Source organism: Aeromonas sp. ANP5 (genome assembly GCF_963870295.1).
Taxonomy (GTDB): Bacteria; Pseudomonadota; Gammaproteobacteria; order Enterobacterales; family Aeromonadaceae; genus Aeromonas; species Aeromonas veronii.
Window position 1 is genome coordinate 131,617 of record NZ_CAWMRY010000005.1, and the last position, 17,776, is coordinate 149,392.

General features: G+C 50.3%; 19 protein-coding genes and 1 other RNA gene. 19 read left to right on the plus strand and 1 reads right to left on the minus strand.

The genetic code is table 11. The features are described from left to right. Positions 1–104: 104 nt before the first annotated feature. The 7 genes from ssrA to AACT07_RS05020 all read left to right on the plus strand — a co-directional run bounded on the left by ssrA (position 105) and on the right by AACT07_RS05020 (position 7,981). Positions 105–464, plus strand: a transfer-messenger RNA (tmRNA) gene (gene ssrA / locus AACT07_RS04990). 203 nt (positions 465–667) lie between these two features. Continuing rightward, the gene (locus tag AACT07_RS04995) at positions 668–1,921 is read left to right on the plus strand and encodes a site-specific integrase (RefSeq protein WP_083249917.1); all 1,254 of its coding nucleotides are present in this window, start codon (positions 668–670) and stop codon (positions 1,919–1,921) included. A gap of 1 nt (position 1,922) precedes the next feature. Then, positions 1,923–3,530, plus strand: a complete 1,608-nt coding sequence (locus AACT07_RS05000) for a tyrosine-type recombinase/integrase (protein WP_083249918.1) — start codon at positions 1,923–1,925, stop codon at positions 3,528–3,530. Continuing rightward, entirely contained in the window at positions 3,514–5,619 is a 2,106-nt protein-coding gene (locus tag AACT07_RS05005; RefSeq protein ID WP_139123734.1) for a hypothetical protein, read from the plus strand. The genes AACT07_RS05000 and AACT07_RS05005 overlap by 17 nt, the downstream gene beginning before the upstream one ends. Continuing rightward, positions 5,616–6,035 (plus strand): hypothetical protein, encoded by a 420-nt coding sequence (locus tag AACT07_RS05010; protein WP_124813053.1) that lies wholly within the window; start codon positions 5,616–5,618, stop codon positions 6,033–6,035. The genes AACT07_RS05005 and AACT07_RS05010 overlap by 4 nt, the downstream gene beginning before the upstream one ends. 2 nt (positions 6,036–6,037) lie before the next feature. Beyond that, a complete protein-coding gene (locus AACT07_RS05015; protein WP_139123735.1) occupies positions 6,038–6,493 on the plus strand; it encodes a hypothetical protein in 456 nt (151 codons plus the stop codon). Positions 6,494–6,970: 477 nt separating this feature from the next. Continuing rightward, the gene (locus AACT07_RS05020) at positions 6,971–7,981 is read left to right on the plus strand and encodes a hypothetical protein (protein WP_069526782.1); all 1,011 of its coding nucleotides are present in this window, start codon (positions 6,971–6,973) and stop codon (positions 7,979–7,981) included. A gap of 46 nt (positions 7,982–8,027) precedes the next feature. Here the strand turns inward: AACT07_RS05020 and AACT07_RS05025 are convergent, their stop codons facing one another. Next, positions 8,028–9,104 carry a permease gene (locus tag AACT07_RS05025; RefSeq protein ID WP_069526797.1) on the minus strand — a complete coding sequence of 359 codons (1,077 nt, stop codon included), beginning with the start codon at positions 9,102–9,104 and terminating at the stop codon, positions 8,028–8,030. Between the two features lie 106 nt (positions 9,105–9,210). On the opposite strand from AACT07_RS05025, the gene AACT07_RS05030 reads away from it, so the two are divergent. The 12 genes from AACT07_RS05030 to AACT07_RS05085 form a co-directional block, all read left to right on the plus strand. Continuing rightward, entirely contained in the window at positions 9,211–9,507 is a 297-nt protein-coding gene (locus tag AACT07_RS05030; protein ID WP_069526783.1) for an ArsR/SmtB family transcription factor, read from the plus strand. Positions 9,508–9,592: 85 nt separating this feature from the next. Next, entirely contained in the window at positions 9,593–9,976 is a 384-nt protein-coding gene (locus AACT07_RS05035; RefSeq protein ID WP_069526784.1) for an ArsR/SmtB family transcription factor, read from the plus strand. Continuing rightward, positions 9,973–10,452 carry an arsenate reductase ArsC gene (locus tag AACT07_RS05040; protein ID WP_069526785.1) on the plus strand — a complete coding sequence of 160 codons (480 nt, stop codon included), beginning with the start codon at positions 9,973–9,975 and terminating at the stop codon, positions 10,450–10,452. The genes AACT07_RS05035 and AACT07_RS05040 overlap by 4 nt, the downstream gene beginning before the upstream one ends. Before the next feature lie 10 nt (positions 10,453–10,462). Continuing rightward, on the plus strand, positions 10,463–10,891 hold the full coding sequence (arsD, locus tag AACT07_RS05045; protein ID WP_069526786.1) for an arsenite efflux transporter metallochaperone ArsD: 429 nt from the start codon (positions 10,463–10,465) through the stop codon (positions 10,889–10,891). A 68-nt stretch (positions 10,892–10,959) separates the two neighbouring features. Then, complete coding sequence (arsA, locus tag AACT07_RS05050) at positions 10,960–12,747, plus strand: arsenical pump-driving ATPase (RefSeq protein WP_069526787.1); 1,788 nt, start codon at positions 10,960–10,962, stop codon at positions 12,745–12,747. A gap of 1 nt (position 12,748) precedes the next feature. Continuing rightward, positions 12,749–13,249 carry an arsenate reductase ArsC gene (locus tag AACT07_RS05055; RefSeq protein ID WP_069526788.1) on the plus strand — a complete coding sequence of 167 codons (501 nt, stop codon included), beginning with the start codon at positions 12,749–12,751 and terminating at the stop codon, positions 13,247–13,249. 33 nt (positions 13,250–13,282) lie between these two features. After that, a complete protein-coding gene (locus AACT07_RS05060) occupies positions 13,283–13,780 on the plus strand; it encodes a phosphatase domain-containing protein (protein WP_253182227.1) in 498 nt (165 codons plus the stop codon). Positions 13,781–13,790: 10 nt separating this feature from the next. Further along, positions 13,791–14,807: an ArsJ-associated glyceraldehyde-3-phosphate dehydrogenase gene (locus tag AACT07_RS05065; protein WP_069526790.1), complete on the plus strand. Its 1,017-nt coding sequence runs from the start codon at positions 13,791–13,793 to the stop codon at positions 14,805–14,807. Positions 14,808–14,814: 7 nt separating this feature from the next. Continuing rightward, on the plus strand, positions 14,815–16,062 hold the full coding sequence (gene arsJ, locus AACT07_RS05070) for an organoarsenical effux MFS transporter ArsJ (protein WP_069526791.1): 1,248 nt from the start codon (positions 14,815–14,817) through the stop codon (positions 16,060–16,062). Continuing rightward, the gene (gene arsB, locus AACT07_RS05075) at positions 16,055–17,134 is read left to right on the plus strand and encodes an ACR3 family arsenite efflux transporter (protein ID WP_069526792.1); all 1,080 of its coding nucleotides are present in this window, start codon (positions 16,055–16,057) and stop codon (positions 17,132–17,134) included. Before arsJ ends, arsB begins: the two co-directional genes overlap by 8 nt. Then, the gene (gene arsC, locus AACT07_RS05080) at positions 17,131–17,562 is read left to right on the plus strand and encodes a glutaredoxin-dependent arsenate reductase (RefSeq protein ID WP_069526793.1); all 432 of its coding nucleotides are present in this window, start codon (positions 17,131–17,133) and stop codon (positions 17,560–17,562) included. Before arsB ends, arsC begins: the two co-directional genes overlap by 4 nt. Further along, the coding region (locus AACT07_RS05085; RefSeq protein WP_253182228.1) for an RNA polymerase sigma factor at positions 17,559–17,776 on the plus strand (218 nt) is incomplete at its 3' end. The genes arsC and AACT07_RS05085, both read left to right, overlap by 4 nt.

The following is a 17,776-nucleotide window of genomic DNA, read 5'->3' on the forward strand; positions in this document are numbered from 1 at the left end:
TCAGCTGCGTACAATAAATCGGCAAACAGACTGGCTGCCAGAGGGAATGGGTATCAACGCCTTGCTATGACAGCATTTTTGCGTACAATCGCAATTAACAACTTGGGGCTGATTCTGGATTCGACAAGATTCACGAAACCCAAGGTGCATGCCGAGGTGCGGTAGGCCTCGTTAATAAACCGCAAAAAAATAGTCGCAAACGACGAAAACTACGCACTAGCAGCTTAATAACCTGCATAGAGCCCTTCTACCCTAGCTTGCCTGTGTCCTAGGGAATCGGAAGGTCATCCTTCACAGGATCGTGTGGAAGTCCTGCTCGGGGCGGAAGCATTAAAACCAATCGAGCTAGTCAATTCGTGGCGTGTCTCTCCGCAGCGGGTTGGCGAATGTAAAGAGTGACTAAGCATGTAGTGCCAAGGATGTAGTAATTTTGGACGGGGGTTCAAATCCCCCCAGCTCCACCACATTACAACTGAGAGTTTTTAGGAAGTTTTACTCCTCAAAATGTCTCATAAGCCTTTAGAGGCAACAAAAGCAAGCACTTCCCATTAGGAAAGTTGGCTTGCTTTTTTTTTGCCCAACAACTAGCATTTCTTTAAGCTGAGAGTTTTGAGGAAGATATGTGCTAGTAACGAGACTATACATAGAACCATCTGGTCAGAGAAATATGCTTCTGCTTGATAGTGAGTCAGGAGTGCCCGACTACTGGTCTACGCTATATGTCACAAACTCTCTCCGCGCACGCCACCTTCGTCTAGGTACGATTGAAAAGCATCTACAAGCACTTCAATCACTCTTCATGTGGGCTGAGCTTAGAGGTATCAATCTCATAGACACAATATCCAGTGGTAAAGCCTTCAACATTAATGATATTGACTCACTGACCTCAATCTTGAAGTTACGTGCAGACGAACTACCAAAACTCATTTCCAGCGTATATACAAGTACAAGTGAAATACATGTGAAAACGAGTCTGACTCGAAATATTTGGAAAAAATTTGATGCTATACCACGGCAGGTCACACCAGCCAATTTCAACGACAAAATCAAGTACATTGGGAAGTACGTTGAGTGGTTATCAAACATTCTTTCTGACTACCATAGTAAAAGCATAACAAGAGAACAGATTCGCACCGTTGGTTATGAATTTAGAACCTACTTAGGGGACCAAAAAGTAGTAGTACCTAAGGATAATTTCGGTGCATCAAAGTCTCTTGGAAATGCCGAGATTCAGCGAATTCTAAACGTTGCAAACCCACTTTCACCTGAAAACCCATGGGATGGTGAGGCAACACGAATTCGTAATTTCACGATTATTTTAGTTTTACTTGATTCCGGCATGAGAAGTGGTGAGCTACTGAATTTAAAGATTACTGACGTAATTCGTAGCAAGAGCAAACAACATGGCTTGCGTATAGTTCAACGATCTGGCTCACTCAACGATCCTCGTAAGAAACAAAGACTTCCCAAGACAGTTCAACGTGAAGTTACCATCAGTGATACAGCATTTAAAGCTCTGGACTACTACATCACTGAGGTAAAGGCAAAAACACCAAATGGACAAAAAACAGAATATATCTTTGTCAGCCACAGTAACAGCAGCCAGGGAAAACCATTACACAGCATTAATAGTGTTACAGAGGCTATAAGTAACGTCACCTCGATTGATTTAACACCCCACGTATTTAGGCATACTGCAACATGGAAGTATTGTGTTCGCATGAAAAAGGAAGGAAAGGAATGGAAGGATTTTGTAGAGCTTCTCTTGCTGCAATTTGGATGGGCAAGTGAAAAATCACCAATAGTGCGCCTATATGCTCGTAAGTTTATCAAAGAAGAGCTTTTCGAGCGTCAGATAAAGCAGCAAGATGAGTATGTACAGGAAGTATCAAACATACTGTTCTTGCTAAATAAGGAATAAAATGGTGAATAAACGTCAGCTAAATGATGACCCTATTCCGTCAAGAGAGCGCAAAACCTACATATCCAAGGATGGTTTTAAGTTTGATATTTACACTTCAAGATGGCAATTAAGTGTAAATTCATCTTTAAATATTGACTGGTTGGCTGACTTTTTACCCCATGCTCAAGAAGAGGCCCTTAGACGTACATTTGCCTATCGAGCCACTCAATTGGCAGCATCTACTGTTTGTAACTCAGTTCTTGCCTTTAAACAATTTTTAAGCACTTACGTTCACATTGATGATGGCATTTCTATTAATGTGATTTCAACTTTTTTTGTATCAAATGAATCAAAGCATATTAAATCAAATGTAAAGGTATTTCTTGAGCGCTGTTTTATAGAGGGTTACGGAAATGCTTTTGAACCAGGAATGGAGAGTTATTTATCTGAGCTAGTTATAGGTGATCGAGGAAACAGATTCAACCATGAAAAGAGCGAAGATACTCGTGCTCTGACAGAATACGAACGCAAACAATTTATATACCAACTTGTCCGCGCTCATTTCACTGGTAAAATATGTGGAAAAACCTATTTAATATTAAAGCTCATATTCATAACTGGTAAGCGTGCAGAGCAACTGGCAAATACTAAGCTTTGTGATTTCCAAAAGGGATTTATAAACATAGATGGCACACCAAAAAAAGTTATACTATACAACTGTCCTGTTGCGAAGCAGAAATTTCAAACCTTCCGTGTAGAGTTCAACGAGATACCATTATCTTGGGAACTTGATTTTGATAAAGATATTTCAGCTGTTGCTGACAATTCAATCACGTTAACTGAAAAATTATTAGGCCCTCTGACTTTAGAGCAAAAGAAACATGTTCCTTTATTCTGTATTGAAAGGCCTACTCAAGTATTACGAAGTGAAATATCCCGACACAGCATCAATACAGTACTGGATGGAAATATTCTACACAATAGAGCAGGTGTTGAAGCAAGAATAAACAATGCTTTTGAAGATAATTCAATATTTTCCATTTCATCTGAGCGTACAGGTAAGATACTTCATCTCACGGCAAGACGGTTGCGACATACTCATGCAACTAAGTTGGCAATATCTGGAGCATCTATTGCAGAGGTAGCAAACTCTCTAGACCATGCTAGCTACAAGGCTGCCATGGCTTACGTGAATGCGCTACCCGTTTTGGCTATCAAAATTGGCGAACATCTAGAGACAACTCTTTCGGCTTTAGCTAAACGATTCGATAAAAACCAAGTGATCTCTGTTGACACTGAAAAGGTAATAAAACTCTACACAAAGCATAAGTCCCATGATGTAGGTCTATGTGGTAAAGAAGTCTTTTGTACCGAGGATTACCCTATAGCCTGTTATGAATGCGAACTGTTTATCCCAAGCCCATTTGGAAATCATAAAGCCGTACTCAATTATGTGGAGGATAGAATTAAAGAGGCATGCGAATTTGGTGACTTTCGGGGAGTTGAAAATTGGCGAACTATTCAGATAGCTGTTTTAGAACGCAAATTCATGGCAGATCAAGTACGTCTTAAAATGCTAAGTGAACACCCTGAAATTAAGGGATTACCGTATGAAGGGGAAAAGTAGAATGAACGTTATAGCCTATGTCAATAGGGAGCAACTTGAAGGACGACAAGCAATAGAGCGACTCATCTCCCACTATCGCCGGATGATGTCTGAACCGATGAAATGCCCATTTGATGCCTCCAAATCATGGGTATGGAACGAAAGTAGGTGGCACGGGGCAGGTCGATTTATAAAGCATGAGTTAAAAGATGTCATCAAAAGCCTAAATCCAGACGAAGTGCATCTTATCTCCAAAAATTCACGAGAACTAATTCAGTCTCTTATATTACATATGTATATTATGAAAGGTGGCATTTCAAGAACTGCTGTTAATTCTATACTTTCAGATTATCTGGCACTTGAAAATGTTCTCAGAGATCGTTCATTGAACAACGAAGCTGACTTCACAAGCATATCATTAATTGATCTCAATAATACGTTACAGAAGAACATGAGTTCTCTTTTTGAAAATCTAAAACCTATTGTAGAATGCTTTGGTTCACTAGGCATTGTTAAATCCCAGAGTGTTCTGCAATGGATAAATCCAAGAGTAAAAGCACACAACAAGATATCAAGTGATGGCTATAAAGAAAAACTAACAGATGAAAACAGCCATAAGCTTCCTGACTACGAAGCAGTAATGGCGGCAGCAGATTACTTTCGTAATCAACCGTGGTTATCATATGGCGAAAATGCTTCTGAATTGGACAATGACTTTAAAAACGTCATAGTATCATCTTCTCTAACGATCTTGATGATGGTTCCTGCTCGTTCTCAAGATCTATTCGAACAACTGTCAGTTAATTGTCTTGTGACAGCGAAAGTAGATGACACCGTAGTTTATGGTATTACTTGGTATGCAAAAAAAACTGATATGGATCACTGGAAATTAGTCCCATCGACAGTAAATGGTGAGTTTGAACATGCCATTATTGAGGCTATTGAACGTATTAAGCATGTAACAGAACCAGCCAGACAAGTATTTAAGTCTTGGGATGAACAGTGTCCAGAATATAATCCATTAGCATATCAACATGCACTAAGAAGTGGGTGGGTTCCAGCAGACTTTCCAATTTACTCAGAACAAAATAAAGTTCGTTACTCTGAAGCATTAATGGTAATGCTCAAACATCAAACCCATCAGAGTAGAGATACCGTAGAGAATTGTGCAATAAAAATTAACAAATCCCACTTTAGAGATTGGTTGCGTTCCAAAGAAGTAAAAAGTGCGTCTTCAGGAGCAAATATATATCAGCGTAGCTTTTTTGAAAGAATAGGTTATGAGCATCTCAACTTAAATCCAGATGACTATAATACACATGCTTACCGACATATGGTCAACACTGCGGCAAGATTAGGTGGGATGGGTGAGTTTCAATTAAACTGGTGGAGCCATCGTCAAGAAATGGGGTCTGTGTATGACCATCGAACAGCTGAACAAAAAAGAATAATGGTATCCACAGGTGGCAACTTTGAAACAATGGAGCTAACACCACAACAGCGTCTTGATCGAATTAACCACCAGATACCTATGACACGGAAAAACCTTGGTCTCAAATTTGAATTAGTAGCTCAGGGTACTGGTGGATTCACTTTCAAAACACCGCTAGGTATGTGTACACACAATTACTGTGAATCACCCTGTATAAGAACATGTAACTGCATTGAGTGCCCTGAAAACCTTCACTGTAAGGGTGATAAGAGAACACTTAAGAGACTGATAGAGGAACTCAACGATATCAGCGATAAAATAGCCTTAGCTGCATCTGAATGCGACTCATTCGGACTGAAACGCTTGCAGATTCGTCATGAGATCATTGATGGATTGGTAAAAATATTAGGGGATGATTCACCGCTCGAAGATGGTGCACTTGTTATGCTGGCTTACGAGCAAGCCCCAAAATCAGGGTTGATATATCAAGCACAAGAACTAGCAAAACAAATTGAGAACGGTAATAAGTTAACAACAATAAAACATACAGAAGCAATTAGACACCTTGGTTTATCAAGAATACTACCAAAGCTTGAGGCCATAGAAAGCAAAAAAAATATCCTAGCTGAAATAAAGTTCAATGAATTTCTATCAGATTATAGTGAGGATGAAGAATGAGGTTGAAAGAAGAACACATAGATTACTTACTCCATTTGATTGACACTTGGAGTATAGAACAAGGAACTCTCTCAACACCTAAGCTACTTAATAGGCTAAAATCAAAATATGGTGATGCACCATCAGATAGAGCAATTCGAAATTTCCCACGAATAACTAATCGAATACAAGAACGAAAACTTGAACTGAAAACAGGCATTTCTGCATCGGCTAAAAAGCCTAGCTCACTAAGTCATGCAGCAAAACGCATCGAAGAATTGGAAAGTAAAATACGTCGACTAGAGCGTGAAAACAACGCTTTGTTACATCGCTTTGTCTTATGGCAGAAAAATGCAACGGATCGTGGAATGAGCGAAGCTGAACTGAATAGAGCTTTACCTGTTAGCCAGGAGACGATCAATTCTCGGGGGCGATGAGAATGGCTAAATCAAACATTTCACGAGCAAAAGACATAGCAAATAGCATTCGTGTATGGATTGCAGAACGTGACACTAAGCTTGATTTTTATAACTGGATACAGACAGCTGGCCCTAAAGCATTCAAAGGTGTAAAGCGTAAAGAATTAGCACGACTCCTTGGTGTCAGCACATCAACTCTTAATGTTAATGAAGCATCTGCTGAATTGAGGAACGCCGAGTATCGTTGGGTATCTGCCTACCACACACGGAATGAAGCAGAAGCTAAAAATGTAAAAGACAACCTATCTAGTAAAGTCGGTTATCTAAAACGAGCAAAATCTAAAATAAATAAGTTAGAAGACGATATTGCCGCACTGAAGATGGAGAACCGTCTTCTGCGGTCTCTTTTACAAAAATATGAAACCGATGATGAATTGCAACTTGATAAACTGCCTAAACCTCCAGAGGGTAATTAATTAGATCATCTTCATTATTTTTACAGTTCCAGTTATAACTGGATGTACAGATCTAGTTATCACCTGACACCGGCCTCAAACCGGTGTCTTGTTTACGCTACTTTCGTGCTCCCTTCCTTTGGCATCAATTCCAGAGCATATTCAACGTGCTGTAGGGGTTCTGCTTGCATGTCCCTCCCTGTCCACTGCCCATCCTCTAAGGCCCAATGAGCTCTCCTGGGAGGGACTAATCGCTACCCCTTTGCAACCAAGCAACCTGTCGAGCCAGCAATTGGTTGCATAGGTCAGCGGCTATGGCCGATGAAATTGAAGGCATTGCTGACGTTATTGAGCACTTGGTGGGGTCTAGCTGGATGTGTCTACGACATGTGACTTCCACGCTGGTTAAGCGTATTGTTTCATTATCCATCTTGAAGACAAATGAGCACTCCCTGTTGTGGGTAACTGTCAGGTGAATACCATCTCCATACATCCAGGATGACCTTATTACTGGCGGTGGCGGGCTCTCTTTTCGGTGGTTTTTTCGCGATTGAAGAGTGGTTTTTCCACTCTTCATTCAAGACCAACGACAGCATGATCTGGACACTGCCGCTGATCACCTACATTTTTCTGGCGTTGATGAGCACGGGTGCATCCATCCTGCTCGCGTTGTCTGAAATATTGGATGATGAATGGCTTAAACAGAACAAGAGGCAGTTGCTGCTCACCGCCATAGCCCTGTTGCTGGGGGCGTTCACCGCCTTGGCGACGGAGATGGGGTCACCCTTCAGCATCATCTGGTTGGTCTTGTCACCGAACGTGATGTCACCGATCTGGTGGATGGGAACGCTCTACTCCATTGAACTGGTGCTGTTGTTGTTCAAGTTCTTGGCCGAATGGAAAGGGATACACCTTGCACCAGGCCGTGTGCTGGCCTGGAGTACCCTGGTCATTGCCTGTCTGGCCTCCCTGACATTGGGGTCGGTCTTTGGCACTGTTGTGGCCAGAGCTGCATTTTCAGGGGCACAATCAGCGCTGTTTACCCTTATTTGTGCCATGGTCAGCGGTGTCTCCATCATCGGCTTGCTGCAAGTGACCCAAGCCTTCAATCCACGCTTATGGGGGATTTGGCGACTGGCAGTGATAGCCCAGATTATCCTGCTCTCAGTGCTCTGGGTTTACAGCATCAGAAACAGCGGGGTGGGTAACGGTATGTGGGTACAAGGTTGGCTGCCGCTCGGGTTTCTTATCACCTTGGCGCTGTCATTCATGAACATGAAAGTCGCGATGCTGGTCAGCTTGCTTTGCTGCTTCCTGGCTGAGGTTGCCTTTGTGACCAGTGGACAGCTGGCATCTCTTGGGCCAAAAGCGACCTGGTTTGGTGCGGTGCAGCACTATGTGCCTAATCTGGCCGAGATCGGAATTTTGGTCTTGGGCATTTCAATGGCGGCCTTGCTGTTCCAGCTGATGGGGTTGTTTATCAACACTCGTTCCTCTACAGCCAAGTAATTGCTCCGTGTAAAAGGGCCTTCTGTTTCAGAAGGCCCTTTGTCATTTATGCAAACAGCAGTTGAGTCAGGTAGCCCATCATGACGGCCATCCCCAGTATGACGGTCAGGAACGCTACAATCATGGGGGTTCTGAACATCGATTTGAGCAGGATAACCTCGGTCAGGCTGGCTCCTGCACTACCGATAATCAGTGCCATCACCGCCCCCACGCCCATTCCTTTGCCCAGCAATACCGATGCCAGAGGGATAACGGCTTCTGCTCGGATATAGAGCGGAATACCCACAACTGCGCTGAACGGGATCGCCAGCGGGTTGTCTGCCCCGGCGTGGGCCGCTATCCATTCGGCGGGGATGAATCCGTAGATAAATGACCCTATCAGCACCCCTAGCAACAAGTAAGGCAGCACTTCTTTGAATTGTTGCCAGGCATCGATGCGTGCCTTAGCGAAGGCCGTGGGAATGACAGGGGCCTGGGTCAGTGCCGCAGTGCCATCTGCGCAACAAGAGAGAGTGGGTGCGGTCTCATCGGGTTGCGCAGTACAGCAGGATGCCTGAGCCTTTATCGGTTTGACGGACTTGATAGCATTGCTAGCGCAGCAGGTGGTTGCACTCACACTGACAGGTTCACTTGTCGTAGTGCCACAACCGGTGCCGCAGCTACTTTGCTTGGCCTCTTTGGGGTCAATCACATGACGCTCAAACCCCAGCATGTCCAGCAGCATACTTGCCAGCACCGAAACGCCTGCTGCAATCACGGCATACAGTACCGTCACTTTCCAGCCGAAGGTGGCCCACATCAGGCCAACGATGATCGGGTTGAGCAGCGGCGAGACAAACAGGAAGGTCAGGGTTGGCCCAAAACCGGCTTTGGCAGACAAGAGTCCGCGCAGCATCGGAATGGTTGAGCAACTGCAAAAAGGAGTTAATGCCCCCAGTACCGCAGAAATCAAATAACCTCTGCCTTTTCGGGCTCCCAGCATTGCTTGGATTTTGGCATCGGGGATCTTCTGGCGGATCAAGCTGACCCCTGCACTGATCACCAGAAACAGCACAGAGAGCTCGAAGGCCAGAAACAAAAACATCTGAGATGCATCTGTCAGCATGGTTAACCAGTCATTCATTTTCATACCCTCTTTGATTTACTATATTTCTAAAATAGTCGAATCATTGAGATGGTCAAGATATTTCTGGTATTATCGAAATATGTTCCATCAAGGGGAGTGAGCTATGGAGTTGGAAGAGGTTGCCAAGGCATTGAAAGAGCTGGGTCATCCGACCCGTTTGTTCATTTTCAAGCATTTGGTCAAGGCGGGAGAGCAGGGCCTGCCTGTCGGAGAGTTGCAAAAGCAGCTCGCCATTCCTGCATCGACCCTGAGCCACCACATTGCCGCGCTGGTCTCGGTGGGTCTAGTCAAACAGAATCGGGAGAGCCGTACCCTGCTGTGCGTCTCTCAATACGAAGTGCTGGAAAAGATCATCGCGTTTTTCCGTGAAGAGTGTTGTGTAAACAGCAACTGTACCTAAATAAATCAATGGCAAGGTCTGGGTGGGTTGATCATTTCAACTATTCTTGTATAGTTGTATTCATGAAATGAATGAAGAGGTTCAAATGAATAAATATACAGCCACTAAAGTCTTCGAGTCTCTCGCATCCGGTATCCGCCTCGATGTATGGCGTCTGCTGGTCAAGGCAGGGCTGGAGGGGATGGTCGCTGGCCAGCTTGCCAGTGAACTGGATATCGCCCCGAACACTCTTTCATTCCATCTGAAAGCCATGCTGCATGCAGGCCTTGTCTCGGTGGAGCAAGAGGGCCGTTTCTTGCGTTACCGCGCCAATATTCCCCTGATGCTCGATTTGATCGGTTACCTCACCGAAGAGTGCTGCTATGGCAATCCAGAACAGTGCTCGGATATGCGCAGCACGGCCAATTGTGCTGCTGAGGTGCTTCCGCCTGTTCATACCTGCACTAACAAGGAAGGTTGCTCATCATGAATATCTTGTTTCTATGCACCGGCAACTCGTGCCGCTCCATCCTGGCAGAGGCGACCTTTAACCACCTGGCCCCTGCCGGTTGGCATGCCATGAGTGCCGGTAGTCAACCAACCGGTGAGGTACATCCCCGTTCACTAGCGTTATTGACCAACGAGGGTATCGAGATCCGCGGATTGCACAGCAAATCTTGGCATCAGCTGCCGGTGACACCCGATGTGGTGATCAGCGTGTGCGGAAACGCGGCCAATGAAACCTGTCCTGTCTATTTGGGGCCTGTATTGCGAGCCCACTGGGGCGTAGATGATCCCGCCTATGTAACTGGCACCGAGGAGCAGATAGCGCTCGCCTTTCACAGCGCATATTCGATGCTGAGAAAGCGTATCGAAGCCCTCTTGTCTCAAGATGTATCCCGTTTTTCCAATGATCGCGAGGGGCTAAAAGCAGCTCTGGATGCGATTGCCACCGAGATTAAGTGAGGAAGAGACCATGAGACTGATACAAGTTTTCGACCCGGCCCTGTGCTGCTCCAGCGGTGTATGCGGCACAGAAGTTGACCAGAACCTGGTGATCTTTGCCGGTGACGCCGAGTGGCTTAAGCAACAGGGTGGCTCTTTATACCGATTCAACCTGGCACAACAACCCCTGGTCTTCGCTGAAACCCCGGCAGTGGCTTCCTTTCTGGAACTGTCTGGGGAAGAAGGATTACCGGTGACCCTGGTTGATGGCCAGGTGGTACTCACCGGTCGCTATCCCAGCCGCGCTGAACTGATCCGCTATGCAGGACTGGAGCTACCGAAAGCACCAGAAAGTGATGGTGCCGAAGGTGAACAGCCAGACGCTGAGTCCAACAAAGCCGGTGCCATCAAAGGGATCGTCAAGAGTGGATGCTGCTCCGGTAGCAGTGGTTGCTGCTAAGCGTCATCGCCTGGCTGGCAAGTTCTCTGTTCGGTCAATTGCCTCGTTCTTCCTGATAGGAGTCTCTCATGTCCCCGTTTCTGAACTACTCGTTTCTCAATGATGCGCCCCCCTTTCTCTTTTTCACCGGTAAAGGTGGGGTGGGTAAAACCTCGCTGGCCTGTGCCAGTGCGGTTGCCTTGTGTGACAGTGGCAAACGGGTACTGCTGGTCAGCACGGATCCGGCGTCAAACGTAGGCCAGGTGTTCGACACCCAGATAGGTAACAGCATTACCGCCATCGCGGCAGTCAGTGGGTTATCAGCACTGGAGATTGACCCGCAAGCCGCCGCACAAGCCTATCGCGAACGTATCGTTGGCCCGGTGCGCGGCAAATTGCCCGAGAGCGTGGTGCGCAGCATTGAAGAGCAGCTCTCCGGTGCCTGCACCACAGAGATCGCCGCCTTTGACGAATTCACCGCGCTCTTGACCGACAGCAGCCTGGTGGGCGAATACGACCACATCGTGTTCGATACAGCTCCGACCGGCCACACCATCCGTCTGTTGCAATTGCCGGGGGCATGGAGCGAGTTTCTGGAGCAGGGCAAGGGCGATGCTTCCTGTCTGGGGCCATTGGCGGGGCTGGAAAAACAGCGCAGCCAATACGCAGAGGCCGTTGCGGCCCTGTCAGATGCGGGGAAAACCCGGCTTATTCTGGTCGCCCGGGCGCAAGCCTCAACCTTGCGGGAAGTGGCGCGTACCCATGATGAGCTGGCGACCATCGGCCTTGCCAATCAGCAACTGGTCATCAATGGCATCTTCCCGCAAAGCGAGCTGGCGGATGACCCCCTGGCGACAGCCGTATGGCAACGTGAGCAGCTGGCGATGGCTGATATGCCAGCGCTGCTGGCCAGTTTGCCACAAGACAGAGTACCGCTGCTGGCGACCAATCTGGTGGGCGTGGAGAGCCTGCGCCAGTTACTGGGTGCAGCACCGGTCACTGGGACTGATGAGGTTGAGAGCACAACCACTGAACCACATCCTGGCTTGAAGCAACTTGTCGATGAATTGGCCAGCGATGGCCACGGGCTCATCATGCTGATGGGCAAGGGCGGTGTGGGTAAAACGACCCTGGCAGCAGCAGTGGCCGTTGAGCTCGCCAGCCGGGGGCTGCCGGTTCATCTGACCACCTCAGATCCCGCAGCCCATCTGGGAGAGACCCTGGCTGGAGCCTTGCCCAGCCTGGAGGTCAGCCGCATCGATCCCCACGCCGAGACCGAGCGTTATCGTGCTCAGGTGCTGGCCACCAAGGGGGCGAGTCTGGATGCCCAGGGCCGCGCCCTGTTGGAAGAAGATTTGCGCTCCCCCTGCACCGAAGAGATTGCCGTGTTTCAGGCCTTCTCGCGGATCATTCGTGAGGCGGGCAAGCGCTTCGTGGTGATGGATACCGCCCCCACCGGCCATACCCTGCTGCTGCTCGATGCGACCGGTGCCTATCACCGGGAGATCGCCCGTCAGATGGGGGGCAAGGGGATGCACTTCACCACCCCCATGATGCAGTTGCAAGACCCGAAACAGACCAAGGTGATGATCGTCACCCTGCCCGAACCTACTCCGGTACAGGAGGCGGCCAACTTGCAAGCGGACCTGCGCCGCGCCGGTATCGAGCCATGGGCCTGGGTGGTCAATCACATGCTGGCCCCAGCCAGCGTCACCTCACCACTGCTGGCCCAGCGAGCGTATCGTCAGCAGCCCCATATCGACGCGGTCAAGCAGGAGCATGCGAAGCGTTATGCCGTGGTGCCCTTGCAAGCTGTCGAACCGGTGGGCGTGAAAGCGCTGCAAGATTTATGTCACCCCGTCCACAAGGAGATGTGAGATGCAACGTCCGTTCAATGTGCTTTTTCTGTGCACCGGCAATTCGGCCCGCAGCATCATGGCTGAGGCGCTGCTCAACCGGCTCGGTCAGGGCAACTTCAAGGCCTTTAGTGCAGGCGTCTCCCCGAAAGGGGAGATACACCCGCTGACCCTGCAACTGCTGGCGCAACACAATCTGGATACCAGCAATCTGCGCAGCAAAAGCTGGCAAGAGTTTGCTCATCCTGATGCCCCCAAGATGGATTTTATCCTGACGGTCTGTGACCAGGCAGCTGGCGAGCAGTGCCCGGCATGGCCGGGTCAGCCCATCACCGGCCACTGGGGCTTTAGCGACCCGGCCGCAGTGACAGAGAGCGATGCGGCGCAATGGGCGGCGTTTAACAAGGTTTATCACGAAATTGGCAACCGGCTGCGGATCTTCCTCAGCCTGCCACTGAACAAACTGGATCGCATCTCACTGCAACAAGCGATGCGTACCATCAACCACTCTTCACCCACCTGACGTTCTCAATGAGACATGGAGTCGCTGTTTATCATGCACCCGTTTGACATCCTGAACCTGGATAATGGCGCCCGCCTTATCTTCACCCCCTGCCCCGGCACCAAGGAGGCTTCCCTGCAAGCGTCCCTCAAGACCCTGAAAGAAGCAGGGGCAGAGGCTGTGGTCACCATGATGCCCGATGCCGAGCTTAGCGAATTCAAGGCAGATAGCTTGCCCGCTGAGTGCGAGGCGTTAGATTTGGCCTGGTTCCAGCTACCGGTAGAGGACGATTGCGCCCCCGAAACACCGTTTGCCGAAGCCTTTGCCAACCACAAGGCGGATCTGCTGGCGCGTCTGGCGGCAGGTCAGACCCTGGCAATTCATTGCCGTGGCGGCTCGGGACGTACCGGACTGATGGCAGCCATCCTGCTGCTGGAGGCAGGCTACGCCCCGACACAGGTCAAGTCGCTGGTACAAGGGCTGCGCCCCAAGGCGCTGACATTGGCAGCGCACGTCAACTACCTCAACACCCACTACTCATTCGCCGGTTAAGGAAAACAGCATGACGATTAAAGTTGGTATCAACGGGTTTGGCCGCATGGGCCGTCTCTCATTTCGCGCCGCCTTTGACTGGGCGGATGTGGAGTTTGTACGCATCAATGACCCGGCTGGCGATGCCGCTTCACTGGCACACCTCATCACCTTCGATTCTGTCCATGGCCGCTGGCATCATGAAGCCAGTGCCGAGGGAGACGAGATGGTGATCGGTAACCATCGCATCCTCTGCACTCGCAACAAAGAGATCTGTCAGACAGACTGGTCTGGTTGTGATGTGGTGATCGAGGCCTCTGGCAAGATGAAAACCAAGGCCCTGCTGGGTGCCTATCTGGAGCAAGGGGTGAAGCGTGTTGTGGTCACCGCGCCAGTCAAGGAGGAGGGGGTTCTGAACGTCGTCATGGGGGTCAACCACCATCTCTATGACAAGGCGCAGCACCCTATCGTAACGGCTGCCTCCTGTACCACCAACTGTCTGGCGCCAGTGGTGAAGGTGATCCACGAACAACTGGGCATCAAGCACGGTTCCATGACCACCATTCATGACATCACCAACACCCAGACCATTCTGGATGCCCCCCATGCGGATCTGCGCCGTGCCCGCGCTTGCGGCCTGAGCCTGATCCCCACTACCACGGGGTCTGCCACCGCCATCACCCACATCTTCCCGGAGCTCAAGGGCAAGCTGAACGGTCATGCGGTGCGGGTGCCGCTGGCCAACGCCTCCCTCACCGACTGCGTGTTCGAGGTGAACCGTCCCACCACCGAAGCCGAGGTCAATGGCTTGCTCAAGGCTGCTGCGATAAGTGAGCTCAAGGGGATCATGGGCTATGAAGAGCGCCCGCTGGTATCGGTGGATTACAAGACGGATCCGCGCTCCTGCACCATCGATGCGCTCTCCACCATGGTGGTCAATGACACCCAGGTGAAGATTTACGCCTGGTATGACAACGAGTGGGGCTATGCCAACCGCACCGCCGAGCTGATGCGCATGGTCGGTCAAATGGACAAGGCGCAAGGATAACCTGACCATGGCACTGACCCGACTCTCCCCCGAGATCCGCCAGTATCTGCTGGTGACCGGCAACTACTGGGCTTTTACCCTGACCGATGGCGCTCTGCGCATGTTGGTGGTGCTCTACTTCCATGGGCTCGGTTACAGCCCGCTGGCCATCGCCTCCCTGTTTCTCTTCTACGAGATCTTCGGGGTGGTGACCAATCTGGTGGGGGGCTGGCTCGGTGCTCGCCTCGGGCTCAACCGCACTATGAACATCGGCCTCGCCCTCCAGGTGCTGGCGCTCGGTATGCTGCTGGTGCCGCCACTCTGGCTGACGGTGCCTTGGGTGATGGCAGCGCAGGCGCTCTCGGGGATAGCAAAAGACCTCAACAAGATGAGCGCCAAGAGCTCCATCAAGTTGCTGGTGCCGGGAGAGGCGCAGGGTCAGCTCTACAAGTGGGTAGCACTCCTGACCGGCTCGAAGAATGCCTTGAAAGGGATGGGCTTTTTCCTTGGTGGCGCCCTGTTGACCCTGCTCGGGTTTCAGGGGGCTGTGCTGGTCATGGCACTGGCGTTGGCGCTGGTGTGGTGCATTAGCATGCTGACCCTGAAACGGGATCTCGGCAAAGCCAAGAACAAGCCCAAGTTCAGCGAGATCTTCTCCAAGAGCCGTGCCATTAATTACCTCTCCGCCGCCCGCCTGTTCCTGTTTGGTGCCCGCGATGTCTGGTTTGTGGTGGCACTGCCTGTCTACCTCGCCTCCAGCTTTGGCTGGGATCATTGGTATGTGGGGGGATTCCTGGCACTCTGGATCATTGCCTATGGCGTGGTGCAGACCCAGGCTCCCCGCTTTACCGGCAAGCGAGAGGGACGTGTACCCGATGGCAAGGCTGCGATGCGTTGGGCGCTAGTGCTGGCACTGACCCCGGCCCTGATTGCTCTGGCGCTGCATTTCGATCTGCATCCGGCCATTAGCCTGGTGGGTGGCTTGATGGTGTTTGGCGCCCTGTTTGCCATCAACTCCTCCCTGCACAGCTACCTCATCGTCAGTTATGCAGGAGCCGATGGCGTATCGCTGGATGTGGGCTTCTACTACATGGCCAATGCCCTGGGCCGCCTGCTCGGCACCCTGCTATCCGGGCTGGTATTCCAGCTCTACGGTCTTGAGGCCTGCCTCTGGATCTCCACTCTCTTTATTCTGTTGGCAGCGCTTATCTCTATCGGTTTGCCGCGCCATCAGCCTTCCACTTCATTCAACTCCATGGAGTCTCGTGATGAGTAATACAGCCTGCTGCGATGATCTGCCCGTCAGCAAAAAAATGAGTTTTCTCGACCGCAATCTTACCCTCTGGATCTTTGTCGCCATGGCCATCGGGGTAGGCATTGGTTATCTGTTCCCTCAGGTGGCGCAGTGGAATGAGGCGATGTCGGTTGGCACCACCAATATCCCGCTCGCCATCGGTCTCATCCTGATGATGTATCCGCCGCTCGCCAAGGTGAACTACGCCACCATGGGCGCCATGACCCGCGACCGTCAGGCCATCACCCTCTCACTGGTCATGAACTGGTTGGTCGGCCCTATTCTGATGTTCGTGATAGCCCTGACATTCTTGCATGACTACCCGGACTACATGGTGGGCCTGATCCTGATCGGTCTGGCACGCTGCATCGCCATGGTGCTGGTGTGGAACGATCTCGGTGGTGGTAACAAGGAGTATGGTGCTGGCCTGGTGGCGCTCAACAGCGGTTTTCAGATCCTCACCTACAGCTTCATGGCCTGGTTGTTTATTACCGTACTGCCACCTTTGTTTGGGTTGCAGGGCTTCGCAGTGGATATCACCATGCTGGATATCGCCGAAAGCGTGCTGATCTATCTGGGCATTCCCTTCCTGGCAGGTTTCCTGAGCCGTCACTATCTGGTCAAGGCGAAAGGGGAGAAGTGGTACACCGAGCGTTTTATTCCGGCTATTTCTCCCATCACGCTGATCGCCTTGCTGGCCACTATCGTGCTGATGTTCAGTCTCAAGGGCGAGATGATCGTTGAGCTGCCGATGGATGTATTGCGGGTTGCTGTGCCTCTGGTGGTCTATTTCGTGCTGATGTTTTTCACCAGCTTCCTGGTGGGCAAGAAGCTGGGTATTCCCTATGACAAGAACGCTTCCATCGCCTTTACCGCCACCGGCAACAACTTTGAGCTGGCCATCGCGGTCTCCATCGCCGTGTTTGGCTTGAGTTCGGATCAGGCCTTCGCAGGCGTCATTGGCCCGCTGGTTGAGGTGCCCGTGCTGATCGGTCTGGTCAATGTGGCCCTGCGCATGAAGCGCAACTATGGCAAAGCGGAGGCGCAAGCATGAGTGACACTGCTATCACCATTTACCACAACCCAGCGTGTGGCACTTCCCGCAATACGCTGGAACTTATCCGTAACTCAGGCGTTGAGCCGACCGTTATCCACTATCTGGAGACACCGCCGAACCGTGAGGCCCTGGTTACATTGATTGCCGCCATGGGCATGCCGGTGCGCGATTTGCTGCGCAAAAACGTGCCGCCTTTTGAAGCGTTAGGGCTGGCTGAGGAAAGGTTTAGCGATGACGAATTGATTGACGCCATGCTGGCCCATCCCATCCTGATCAACCGTCCCATCGTGGTGACGCCGCTTGGCACCAAGTTGTGTCGCCCGTCAGAGGTTGTGCTGGATATCCTGCCGAGCCCTCAACAAGGGGCCTTCACCAAGGAGGATGGAGAGCAGGTTGTAGATGCACAAGGAAAACGCATCAAGTGACCCAACCAACCGGTGCGCCACCTTGCCTGATGACGGCATGGCAGCAGCATGAACATGAGCTCTATGGGTGGTTGCTCAAGCAATCGGGCAGCCCGATGGATGCCGATGACCTGTTGCAAGAGACCTTCTTGCGGGCAATCCGCCAGCAGGGCAAGTTCTGCGCCATCGAGAATGCCAGGGCCTGGCTGTTTGAAGTCGCCAGACATCTGGTTGT